At 73.6% G+C, this 11,581-nt stretch carries 8 protein-coding genes; 6 read left to right on the top strand and 2 right to left on the bottom strand.

Annotation, left to right across the window (positions count from 1 at the left end; translation table 11 throughout):
• Positions 1-70 precede the first annotated feature (70 nt).
• Positions 71-3,304: an FtsK/SpoIIIE domain-containing protein gene (locus tag IE252_RS25890; protein ID WP_190091865.1), complete on the bottom strand. Its 3,234-nt coding sequence runs from the start codon at positions 3,302-3,304 to the stop codon at positions 71-73.
• Between the two features lie 408 nt (positions 3,305-3,712).
• On the opposite strand from IE252_RS25890, the gene IE252_RS25885 reads away from it, so the two are divergent.
• The 4 genes from IE252_RS25885 to IE252_RS25870 all read left to right on the top strand — a co-directional run bounded on the left by IE252_RS25885 (position 3,713) and on the right by IE252_RS25870 (position 9,287).
• On the top strand, positions 3,713-5,401 hold the full coding sequence (locus IE252_RS25885) for a serine/threonine-protein kinase (protein WP_190091864.1): 1,689 nt from the start codon (positions 3,713-3,715) through the stop codon (positions 5,399-5,401).
• A gap of 158 nt (positions 5,402-5,559) precedes the next feature.
• Positions 5,560-6,789, top strand: a complete 1,230-nt coding sequence (locus IE252_RS25880) for a serine/threonine-protein kinase (protein ID WP_190091863.1) — start codon at positions 5,560-5,562, stop codon at positions 6,787-6,789.
• A 68-nt stretch (positions 6,790-6,857) separates the two neighbouring features.
• Complete coding sequence (prfB, locus tag IE252_RS25875) at positions 6,858-7,961, top strand: peptide chain release factor 2 (protein ID WP_190091862.1); 1,104 nt, start codon at positions 6,858-6,860, stop codon at positions 7,959-7,961.
• A gap of 282 nt (positions 7,962-8,243) precedes the next feature.
• Complete coding sequence (locus tag IE252_RS25870; protein ID WP_190091861.1) at positions 8,244-9,287, top strand: hypothetical protein; 1,044 nt, start codon at positions 8,244-8,246, stop codon at positions 9,285-9,287.
• A gap of 76 nt (positions 9,288-9,363) precedes the next feature.
• On the opposite strand, the gene IE252_RS25865 is transcribed toward IE252_RS25870, so the two are convergent.
• Entirely contained in the window at positions 9,364-9,555 is a 192-nt protein-coding gene (locus IE252_RS25865) for a hypothetical protein (protein ID WP_190091860.1), read from the bottom strand.
• Positions 9,556-9,835: 280 nt separating this feature from the next.
• Between IE252_RS25865 and ftsE the strand changes: the two genes are divergently transcribed.
• Both ftsE and ftsX read left to right on the top strand, forming a co-directional pair.
• Positions 9,836-10,525, top strand: a complete 690-nt coding sequence (ftsE, locus tag IE252_RS25860; protein ID WP_101388537.1) for a cell division ATP-binding protein FtsE — start codon at positions 9,836-9,838, stop codon at positions 10,523-10,525.
• Between the two features lie 49 nt (positions 10,526-10,574).
• A complete protein-coding gene (ftsX, locus tag IE252_RS25855; RefSeq protein ID WP_101388536.1) occupies positions 10,575-11,492 on the top strand; it encodes a permease-like cell division protein FtsX in 918 nt (305 codons plus the stop codon).
• Positions 11,493-11,581 lie beyond the last annotated feature (89 nt).

Below are 11,581 nucleotides of genomic sequence, written 5' to 3'. Positions count from 1 at the left end.
ATAGCCCCGGGAGCGCCACCTCCACCCCCACCCACCCCCGGAGGGTTTAGGGAAGGGGCGGGGTGGGGGCCTAAAGGCCCGTCGGGGCGGACGCGTGCACCACCCTCCCCGCCCTCTCCAGCGCACTGGCCAGCAACGCCAGATCCGTAGGCCCGTTCCCCAGCTCCCGCACCGGCCGCCGGGCCGGCGGATCCCCCATCCGCTCCCACTCCAGCGGCACCACCGTCGGACGAAGCGTCGCCGTCCGGGGTATCCGCCCGGTGACCCGCCCGCCCTGGAACGGCGTCACGGATCCGTCCGACAGGAACAGCCGCCCCCTCCCCGGCGACGGCTCCTCCGGCGACGGCACGACCGGCGGCGCGTCGAGCCGCACCACGTGCCGCACCCCCCGCGCCAGCTCCGTGTCCGCCGTACGCTCCGGCCGGGCCGAGGTCGCCACCAGGTGGACCCCCAGCCGCTCCCCGTCCCGCGCCACCGCTTCGAGCGCCCGCACCACCGACCCCGCGGCGGGCCGCCCGGGGCTGCCGAGCGCGGGCGCGACCAGCGCGTCGAGGTCGTCCACCAGGACGACGAGACGGGCCAGCGGCGGCGGCCCCGCCTCCGTACGCGTACGCCCGAGGGGCCGCAGCCGCAGCGTGCTGGTGGACGGCGCGTCCACGTCCCCCTCGCCGCCGGACGGCGGCCGCGGCCCGGCCACCCGCTCCGCCGCCACCTCCTGCGCCTGCCGCGCCACCCACTCCGCGAAGCCCAGCTCCCCCAGCAGCTCCGCCCGCCGCTTCAGCTCCGCCCCCAGCGCCTGCGCGAACTCCCGCATGCGGACCGGGTCCGAGGCCACCAAGTGCGTGGAGACATGGGGGAGTTCGGTACAGGCACGCAGGCCCTCGCCGCGCTCCCCGCCCGCCCCGTCGACCAGCACGAGCGCCAGCCGGTCCGGCCGCGCCCCCGCCGCCAGCGACGCGGCGACCGCCCGCAGCAGCTCCGTACGCCCGCTGCCCGCCGGTCCCTCGATCATCAGATGCGGGCCGTCGGAGGCGAGGGCGACGCCGACCGGGCCGCGCGGCCCGGTGCCGAGCACCACCGCGCCGTCCGGCGCCGACTCCCAGCGCGCCATCAGGGACGCCGGGGTGGCCCGGGCCAGGCCCAGCTCGTCGAGCAGCCGGGACGAGGGCGGCAGCGCCACCGGCGGCCGCCCGGGCGCGCTGGTCCCGTCGCCCGCCCGCAGCGGCGCGAGGGCCCGCGCGAACCGCTCCGCCCACGCCACCGACACCGCGTCCACCACCGCCAGCGTGCCGTGTCCCGCCGGGCGGCCCCCGGCCGTGCGCAGCAGCCGCAGCGCCGTGGCCACGTCCCCGCTCAGCAGCGCCGCCGCCCCGCACTCGCGGAACGGGAGCGAGACCGCGCACGCCGACTCGTACGTCGCCTCCACCGGCGACACCGGCGAGGCGGCCGGCGTCTCGGCGAGGCAGAGCAGATGGATGCCCGCCGCGCCCCCGGCGGACGCCAGCCGGGCCGTCGTCTCGCGCAGCACGGACGAGCCGGGGTCGCCGTCGACGATCACTACCGTGTACGGACCCGAGTAGCGGCGGGTCGCGTCGGCCACCGCCGCCGCGTCGGCGGACGCCCAGCCCGGCCCCAGCGGGCTGTCGTCGAGGCGCCGGACCAGCTCGGTCGTCCGGGCCGTGGCCTGCTCCCGGTCGTACGCGAGCAGCAGCCGGCAGTCCTGGCCGTGCCCGGGCCGCACATGCGGGAGCCAGCCGAGCCAGCCCCACTCCGCGGTACGCGTCTGGAGGCTGCGGCCGCGCTCCGTACTGATGAGGACGATCTCCAGGTCGGCCGGCGCGTGCAGCGCCGCGAGCTGGGCCACGACCGCCCTCGCCAGGCCGTTCAGCCGGGGGCGGGGGCCGGCGAGCCCGAGCGAGCAGGCCTCCCGCAACCCCACGGTGACCGGCACGGCCGCGAGCTCGCCCCGGTCCGCCGTCCCGACCCGGACCGCCAGCTCCTCCGGGTGCCCGGGGCGGCGCTCCCACAGCCGCGGCCCGGGCCCCAGCGCGGTCAGCAGCAGCGCGGCCGGGTCGGGCCACCGCTCCGGCGCGGGCGGCGCGCCCGGCGCCACGGCCGCGGCCTCGGCGGGCTCCGGTTCGTGCACGTCCTCACCGCGCCCGCCGGTCAGCCGCCGCGCCCAGGCCCCGATCCCGCCGCGCCGCCGGGACGGCGCCCCGTCGTCCGCGCGCGCGTGCTCGACGTCCTCGGGCAGCCGGGTCCCGCGCGGCGGCGTCCCGACCCGCCTGCTCGCGCCCGGGGCGCAGGCCTGGTCGTCGCTGCCCCGGGTGTCCTTCTCCTCGTCCGTGCGCCGCGCGCCCGGCACGCGCGCGTGGCCGCTTCCGCCGGGCGGCCCGGGCACGCCGCCGTACGTGCCGTATCCACCCTCCGTACGCCCCGGGTCGAGGCTTTCCGGCCCGTGCGGCCGCCCGCCGCTCTCCCCGGTGAAGCCCGTGCCGTGGGTCGTGGGTCCGTGGGTCGTCGGGCCGTGTCCGGCCGGGCCCGGCTCGCTCGACGCGCGCGGGGACGGCACCCGGGGCGCCTCCGCGGCCGCCGGGGCGCCCTCCCCGTACGCCACCGGCCCCGATGGCGGCTGCGGAGGCGAGGCGGCCGGGGTCACCCGGACGTGCCCCTCCCCGTCCGGCACCGTCGGCAGCGGCTCAGGAGCCGGGTTGCCGGTGCTCAGCCGCAGGGCGGACTCCCCGAGGCGCAGCAGCGCACCCACCGGAAGCCGCACCGGGTGCGGGCCGACCGGGGCGCCGTCCACGCGCGTGCCGTTCGTCGAGCCCAGGTCGGCCACCGAGACCCGGCCGCCCTCGCCGACGGTGACCGCGCAGTGCAGCCGGGACACATCCGGGTCGTCCAGCGGAACGTCCGCGTCCGCCGAGCGGCCGACGCGGATCTGGCCGCCGTGCAGCAGATGGACCCCGCCCGCGTCCGGCCCCGCGACCACGCACAGCCGGGCCGGGGCCGCCTCCTCGTGCTCCTCGTACGCGTACGAGGAAGAGTCGGCCGGGGCGGAGAGGGACAGCACCGCCCCGTCGACCAGCGGTGGCTCGCCGAGCACGCGGCGCTGGGGGTCGAGGCGCTCGCGGCCCGCGTAGAGCACCACCGTGCTGGACACCTCCGAGCCGGACGCGGCGGTGGCGAGGCCCGAGGCGACGGCCGCGAGCGCGGTCCCGGCGGGCGCGGTCACGAGCACGTCGCAGGCGCGCGCCGCAGCGTGGCCGCTGCGCGGCGCGAGGACGGTCAGCCGGATCTGCATCGCCTCGGCGGTCCCTTCTGCGCGGGGGTGCCGGGCACGGAGGGAAAGGCCCTTGTGATTCCCCCCACCAGGCACACATGTCGTGCTGAGGGCATCCTCGCACCTGCCACTGACAACACGCCCGCCCCCCACCTCCAAGTGATCTTGAATGGTCGGCTCTAGACGCAAATGTGGCCGCAAAGTGGCCGGTTGCGCACCTCGCCGGAATCGCTCACCCCGGTTCGGCACGGCCGTTCGGCAACCTTCCGTACGACGGTGACGTCTTCCCTTCGAACAACCGGAGCGTGGGGGCCCGCGCCGCCACCGCCGTCGCAGCAGACGTCGTGACAGTCGGCGGCACTACAGTGGGCGGCTCGGGGGACACCCGAAGAGACCCGGATCCAGCCAGACCAGCAGGGAGCGCATGACGTGCGGCCGGTAGGCAGCAAGTACTTGCTCGAGGAGCCGCTCGGACGCGGTGCCACGGGCACCGTCTGGCGTGCCAGCCAGCGGGAGGCGGCGGGCGCCGAGGCGGCCGTGGCCGGCCAGCCCGGCGAGACCGTCGCGATCAAGGTCCTCAAGGAGGAGCTGGCCAACGACGCCGACGTCGTGATGCGGTTCCTGCGCGAGCGGTCGGTGCTGCTGCGCCTGACGCACCCCAACATCGTGCGCACCCGCGACCTCGTCGTCGAGGGCGATCTGCTCGCCCTGGTCATGGACCTGGTCGACGGCCCCGACCTGCACCGCTATCTGCGCGAGAACGGCCCGCTCACCCCGGTCGCCGCCTCCCTGCTCACCGCGCAGATCGCCGACGCGCTCGCCGCCAGCCACGCCGACGGCGTCGTCCACCGCGACCTGAAGCCCGCCAACGTCCTCCTTGACGAGCGCGGCGGCGCGATGCACCCGATGCTCACCGACTTCGGCATCGCGCGCCTGGCGGACTCCCCGGGCCTGACCCGTACGCACGAGTTCGTGGGCACGCCCGCGTACGTGGCGCCGGAGTCCGCCGAGGGCCGCCCGCAGACCTCCGCCGTCGACGTCTACGGCGCCGGAATCCTGATCTACGAGCTGGTCACCGGGCGTCCGCCGTTCGCGGGCGGGACGGCCTTGGAGGTGCTGCACCGGCACCTGAGCGAGGAGCCGCGCCGCCCCACCACCGTCCCCGGCCCGCTGTGGACGGTCATCGAGCGCTGTCTGCGCAAGAACCCGGACGAGCGGCCGAGCGCCGAGAACCTCGCGCGCGCCCTGCGCGTCGTGGCCGACGGCATCGGGGTGCACTCCAGCCCGGCCCAGGTCGAGGCGGCCGACGGCGTCGGCGCGCTGCTCGCGCCCGACCCGGCGCCCGCGCCCGTCCCCGAGACGCCCGGCGCGGCCGACCCGACGCAGGTCCTGCCGAGCAACGCGGGCTCGTACGACCCGAATGCCGCGACCTCGTACCTGCCGAACACGCCCGGCGCCGCCGACCCGACCGCCGTCCTGCCCAACCGGGGCGCGGCCGACCCGACGGCCGTGCTGCCGCCGGTGCCGCAGGGCCAGTACGGCCAGGGCCCCGACCCGCAGCAGCCCGAGCAGCCGCACCCCTGGCAGTCCCAGCTCCAGGCGGCCCGCGACCGCAACGAGCAGACGCAGGTCCAGTACCTGGACCCGGAGCAGGACCCGCTGCGCCGCCGCCCGCACCGCCAGGCGCAGCAGCCCCACCCGCAACAGCAGCAGCGGCCCCAGCAGTACGCCCCGCAGCAGCAGCCCCCGCAGTACCGGCAGCCGCAGCAGCCCCAGCCGTACGCACAGCCCCCGCAGCACCAGCAGTACGCGCCGCCGCCCCAGCATCAGCAGCAGCGTCAGCAGTACGCGCCGCCGCAGGCGCCCCAGCCGCAGCAGCCGCAGGCCCCCGCGCCCCGCGAGCCGCGCCGCCGCAGCGCCAACCCGATGCGGATCCCGGGGCTCGGCTGCCTCAAGGGCTGCCTGTTCACGCTCGTCCTGCTGTTCGTGGCGGGCTGGCTGATCTGGGAGCTCACCCCGCTCCAGGACTGGGTGGCCGAGGGCAAGAGCTACTGGCAGGCGATCGGCGACGCGGCCGACAAGGTGTCGGGCTGGGTCGGCAAACTCGGCGGCAACTGAGCGGCTGACGGGGTGGCGACCGGGCGCAACCGAGGCGTGAGCCACACCGACTTCGTGGATTTGTCGACTTCCAGGGGGTGATTTCCCCCTCGGAAGTGAAGGTTGCCCTTCTGGCCGCGTAGCCTCGGCGTGCACAGCCAGCCGCTGAGGGAGCAGTCTTGGCACGGAATATCGGCAGCCGGTACACCGCCCACCAGATCCTGGGGCGGGGCAGCGCCGGCACGGTGTGGCTAGGCGAGGGGCCCGACGGGCCCGTCGCCATCAAGCTGCTGCGCGAGGACCTCGCCGCCGACCAGGAGCTGGTCGGCCGCTTCGTCCAGGAGCGCACCGCGCTGCTCGGCCTCGACCACCCCAACGTCGTCGGCGTGCGCGACCTCGTCGTCGACGGCAACGACCTCGCCCTGGTCATGGACCTGGTGCGGGGCACGGACGTACGCACCCGGCTCGACCGCGAGCGCCGGCTCGCCCCCGAGGCGGCGGTGGCGATCGTCGCGGACGTGGCCGACGGCCTGGCCGCGGCGCACGCGGCCGGAGTCGTGCACCGGGACGTCAAGCCCGAGAACATCCTCCTGGACATGCAGGGCCCGCTCGGCCCCGGCGGCTCGCACCCGGCCCTGCTCACCGACTTCGGCGTGGCGAAGCTGATCGACACCCCGCGCCGCACCAAGGCCACCCGCATCATCGGCACGCCCGACTATCTGGCCCCCGAGATCGTCGAGGGCCTGCCGCCCCGGGCGGCGGTGGACATCTACGCCCTGGCGACGGTCCTGTACGAGCTCCTGGCGGGCTTCACGCCCTTCGGCGGCGGCCACCCCGGCGCGGTCCTGCGCCGCCACGTCACCGAGACCGTGGTGCCGCTGCCGGGCATCCCCGACGAGCTCTGGCAGCTGGTCGTCCAGTGCCTCGCCAAGGCCCCGGCCTCCCGGCTGCGCGCCTCCGAGCTCTCCGTACGGCTGCGCGAGCTGCTGCCGCTGGTGGCGGGGATGCCGCCGCTGGACGTGGACGAGCCGGACGCCGAGGAGCCCGAGGAGCCGGTGTACGAGGAGCCCGCGTCGCCTTCCGGCAGGCCCCGCCGGGGCGCGGTGCCGCTGGTGCCGGGCGCCCCCCTGGACTCCAACCGCGACACCCACACCAGCATGCGCGTCCCCGCCCCCGACGAACTGGCGGGCGGCCCCCTCGGCACGGCCCGCGCCCCCCGCCCGTCGGGCACCCCCCGCCCCGGCTCGGCCCGCCACCGCGCCGACCAGCTCCGCAGACGCCGCCTGATCCTGGGCGCCTCGGCGGTCGCCCTGACGGCAGCGGTGGCGGTCGGCGGCTGGCTGGTGGCGTCGGGCGGGGACGACAAGCCCCCGCAGGACTCCAAGCACTCGGCGCCGACGCCCCCGTAGAGGCGCCCCCGACGCCCCTGGCACGGCGCCGGGGAAACGTCCTTGCGCACAGCCGTTACGCTGGACCCGTGGCAGTCGTCGATGTATCCGAAGAGCTGAAGTCCCTCTCCTCGACCATGGGGTCGATCGAGGCCGTCCTGGACCTCGACAAGCTGAGGGCAGATATCGCCGTGCTCGAGGAGCAGGCCGCCGCGCCGTCCCTGTGGGACGACCCGGAGGCGGCTCAGAAGATCACGAGCAAGCTTTCGCACCTCCAGGCGGAGGTCCGCAAGACCGAGACCCTGCGCGGCCGTATCGACGACCTCGCGGTGCTCTTCGAGCTCGCCCAGGAGATGGACGACGCGGACACCCTGGCCGAGGCCGAGACCGAGCTCGTCTCGGTCCGCAAGGCGCTGGACGAGATGGAGGTCCGCACCCTGCTCTCCGGCGAGTACGCCGAGCGCGAGGCGCTGGTCAACATCCGCGCCGAGGCGGGCGGCGTCGACGCCTCCGACTTCGCCGAGCGCCTCCAGCGCATGTACCTGCGCTGGGCCGAGCGCCACGGCTACCCGACCGAGGTCTACGAGACGTCGTACGCGGAAGAGGCCGGCATCAAGTCGACCACCTTCGTGGTCAAGGCGCCGTACGCGTACGGAACGCTCTCCGTCGAGCAGGGCACCCACCGTCTGGTGCGCATCTCGCCGTTCGACAACCAGGGCCGCCGCCAGACGTCCTTCGCGGGCGTCGAGGTGCTGCCGGTCGTCGAGACCAGCGACCACGTCGAGATCGACGAGTCCGAGCTGCGCGTCGACGTGTACCGCGCCTCCGGCCCCGGCGGCCAGGGCGTCAACACCACCGACTCGGCCGTGCGCATCACCCACATCCCGACCGGCATCGTGGTCTCCTGTCAGAACGAGCGCTCGCAGATCCAGAACAAGGCCAGCGCTATGAACGTCCTCCAGGCCAAGCTCCTCGAGCGCCGCCGCCAGGAGGAGCAGGCCAGGATGGACGCCCTCAAGGACGGCGGCAGCTCCTGGGGCAACCAGATGCGCTCCTACGTCCTGCACCCGTACCAGATGGTCAAGGACCTGCGCACCGAGTTCGAGGTCGGCAACCCGCAGGCCGTTCTGGACGGCGAGATCGACGGTTTCCTGGAAGCCGGAATTCGCTGGCGCAAGCAGCAGGAGAAGTAACCGACGCCCTTTCGGGGCTTTGTCGACAAGGGAACTGCCGTTTATTGAGCGGCAGTTCCCTTTTTACGTCACAGTCGCAACCCCGTACGACGGGCAAGTCGCCTTAATCCGGGCATTCCGTGCGCAACGGCCTTGACGTCATTCTCGGGAGTGCGGAAGGGTGACGCGCGGCATGCGTATTTCCGGGGCGCGTGTGACGGGGGCGACGGAAATCGGCTCCTCCAGTCCCGCGGCCCCCGGGCGCTGCTCCATGACGATTGAGCTACTGGGGGTAGCAGGCAGATGACGAAAATGACGCGGGTCCGCGTTGCACGGATAGCCGCGGGCGCGGTGATCGCGGCAGGCGCGTCCCTGACCGCCGCGGGGGCGGCCCAGGCCGTCGGTGTCGACGTCAACATCGGCGGCATCAGCGCCAAGGCCGAGGCCGACAAGAGCGGTGTGAAGGTCGGCCTCGGCGCCGACGGCGAGGCCGACGGCGGCACCGGCACGGTCGGTGGCATCGGCGGCGCCGACACGGGCGGTTCCACGGGTGGCTCCTCGTCCACCGGCGGTTCGTCCTCCACGGGCGGTACCAGCACCACGGGCGAGACGTCGTCGACGGGCGGCTCGTCCACCGGCGGTTCGTCCTCCACGGGCGGTTCCTCGTCCACCGGCGGTTCGACGTCCTCGACCGGTGGCATCGGCGGCGCCGACACCGGCGGCACGGGCGGGTCGTCCTCCACCGGCGGTTCGTCGTCCACGGGCGGTTCCTCGTCCACGGGCGGCAGCTCGTCCACCGGCGGTTCGACGTCCTCGACGGGTGGCTCGTCCACCGGCGGTTCGTCCTCCACGGGCGGTTCCTCGTCCACCGGTGGCTCGTCCTCCACGGGCGGTTCCTCGTCCACCGGTGGCTCGTCCTCCACGGGCGGCACCAGCACCACGGGCGGCTCCACCGCCACCGGTGGTACGACCGGCACGGGCGGCTCCACGTCCACCGGTGGCACCACGGGCACCGGCGGCACCACCGCCACCGGCGGCAGCTCCACCGGCGGGTCCACCGGGGGCTCCTCCACCGGCGGCTCCTCCGCCACGGGCGGCTCCAGCACCGGTGGCAGCACCAGCGGTGGCACCTGCACCGTCTCGCTCGACGGCGCCCAGTGCCCGGACAACACCGACACCGACAACGTCAGCTCGAAGCCGGTCGAGCAGGGCAAGGCCAAGGACGAGCTCGCCGAGACCGGTGCGGGCGAGACCACGTTCCTGCTGCTCGGTGCCGCGACGATGATCGCCGGTGGCATCGGCTTCCGGTTCATGCCGCGCCTGGTCGGTGGCCGTACGGCCGCCTGACCTGCTTCGTAGCGGATCAGAACGACGTGGGGCCCGGGGTGCGACGCACCCCGGGCCCCACGTACGTATGACGTCGCTAGACGGTCTGGTGGGCCAGCAGGGCCACCGCGGCCACGAGCACCACGAGCAGCGTCACCAGCGCCGCCGGGCTCAGACCGCCCCAGGGGCCTTCCTGCTGCAGCCGCGCGCGGTTGGCCCGGCAGACGGGGCAGCGGCCCTCGCTGACCGGCGCCGCGCAGTTCGCGCACACCAATCGGTCATAGGTCATGCGCTTTCCTCCTCCCGCGCGGCGGAGCCGCCGTATGCACCTACTGCTCCGCACAACGCTCAGGGAAACGCAACCGTTCCCCCTACCACTGTGCCAGCTCGCGCGCGTTTCGGCGCGCCCCGCCGGATTCTGCCCCCTAGAGGGGGCTCGTAAGGGGTCCACGGGCCCCCGTCAACGGGACATAAGGCGCATCCCCGGAACATCCTCGGACGGTGCCTGCACGGCCCAGGCCGGTTCGCGTAGTGTCACGCACACCTATTCCCGGCGACCGTGGTGCACCGTGATCCGATTCGACAACGTCTCCAAGACATATCCCAAGCAGAGCCATCCCGCTCTGCGGGACGTCTCCCTCGACATCGAGAAGGGTGAGTTCGTCTTCCTCGTCGGTTCGTCCGGCTCCGGCAAGTCGACCTTCCTCCGACTCATCCTGCGCGAGGAGCGCGCCAGCCAAGGGCAGGTGCACGTGCTCGGCAAGGACCTGGCCCGGCTCTCCAACTGGAAGGTGCCGCACATGCGGCGCCAGCTCGGAACCGTCTTCCAGGACTTCCGGCTGCTCCCCAACAAGACCGTGGCCGAGAACGTCGCCTTCGCCCAGGAGGTCATCGGCAAGCCGCGCGGGGAGATCAGGAAGGCCGTGCCCCAGGTGCTCGACCTCGTCGGGCTCGGCGGCAAGGAGGACCGCCGCCCGGGCGAGCTCTCCGGCGGCGAGCAGCAGCGCGTCGCCATCGCGCGGGCCTTCGTCAACCGGCCGATGCTGCTGATCGCGGACGAGCCGACCGGCAACCTGGACCCGCAGACCTCCGTGGGCATCATGAAGCTCCTGGACCGGATCAACCGGACCGGGACGACCGTGATCATGGCGACCCACGACCAGAACATCGTCGACCAGATGCGCAAGCGTGTTATCGAGCTCGAAAAGGGCCGTCTCGTACGTGACCAGGCGCGCGGCGTCTACGGCTACCAGCATTGATGCGCTGAGCATCGAGCCCGTAAAGCACGGAAAGGCTTAACCAGTCGCCATGCGCGCGCAGTTCGTACTCTCGGAGATCGGCGTCGGTCTCCGCCGCAACCTGACCATGACGTTCGCCGTCATCGTCTCCGTGGCCCTGTCCCTGGCCCTGTTCGGCGGTTCGCTGCTGATGCGGGACCAGGTCAACAACATGAAGGGCTACTGGTACGACAAGGTCAACGTCTCGATCTTCCTCTGCAACAAGGCCGACGCCGAGTCCGTCGCCAAGTGCTCCAAGGGCGCCGTCACCGCCCAGCAGAAGAAGGACATCGAGGGCGACCTGAAGAAGCTGGACATCGTCCAGACGGTGACCTACGAGTCGGCCGACGAGGCGTTCAAGCACTACAAGGAGCAGTTCGGCGACTCGCCGATGGCCGGTTCGATCACGCCGGACCAGATGCAGGAGTCGTTCCGGGTCAAGCTCAAGGACCCGGAGAAGTTCAAGGTGGTCGCCACCGCCTTCGCCGGGCGCGACGGCGTGCAGTCCGTCCAGGACCAGAAGGGCATCCTGGAGAACCTGTTCAGCCTGCTCGGCGGCATGAACGTGGCCGCGGTCCTGGTGATGGCGGTGATGCTGGTCGTGGCGCTGATGCTGATCGTCAACACGGTCCGGGTCTCCGCGTTCAGCAGACGGCGCGAGACCGGCATCATGCGCCTGGTGGGTGCGTCGAGCTTCTACATCCAGGCGCCGTTCATCATGGAGGCCGCCTTCGCCGGCGTGCTCGGCGGCATCGCCGCCTCCGGCATGCTGATCGTCGGCCGCTACTTCATGATCGACCACGGCCTCGACCTGTCGCACAAGCTGAACCTGATCAACTTCATCGGCTGGGACGCGGTCCTGGCCAAGCTGCCGCTGGTGCTCGCGGCGAGCGTGCTGATGCCCGCCCTCGCCGCTTTCTTCGCGCTGCGCAAGTACCTGAAGGTGTGACGCGCGCGCTTCACTGTGTGAGATGCGCCCCGGGCGCCGTAGGAGCAACAGCCCCTGCGGCGCCCTCGCGTTGTCCTAGACTCGACGCC

It is taken from the genome of Streptomyces melanogenes (assembly GCF_014649795.1).
GTDB lineage: Bacteria > Actinomycetota > Actinomycetes > Streptomycetales > Streptomycetaceae > Streptomyces > Streptomyces noboritoensis.
This window is presented reverse-complemented; position numbering and strand designations above follow the sequence as displayed.

What these genes read in the sequence shown, in the direction of transcription:
- IE252_RS25890 (WP_190091865.1), bottom strand. Translation starts at nt 3,304, where the DNA reads ATGCAGATCCGGCTGACCGTCCTCGCGCCGCGCAGCGGCCACGCTGCG.
- IE252_RS25870 (WP_190091861.1), top strand. Translation starts at nt 8,244, where the DNA reads ATGACGAAAATGACGCGGGTCCGCGTTGCACGGATAGCCGCGGGCGCG.
- IE252_RS25865 (WP_190091860.1), bottom strand. Translation starts at nt 9,555, where the DNA reads ATGACCTATGACCGATTGGTGTGCGCGAACTGCGCGGCGCCGGTCAGC.
- ftsX (WP_101388536.1), top strand. Translation starts at nt 10,575, where the DNA reads ATGCGCGCGCAGTTCGTACTCTCGGAGATCGGCGTCGGTCTCCGCCGC.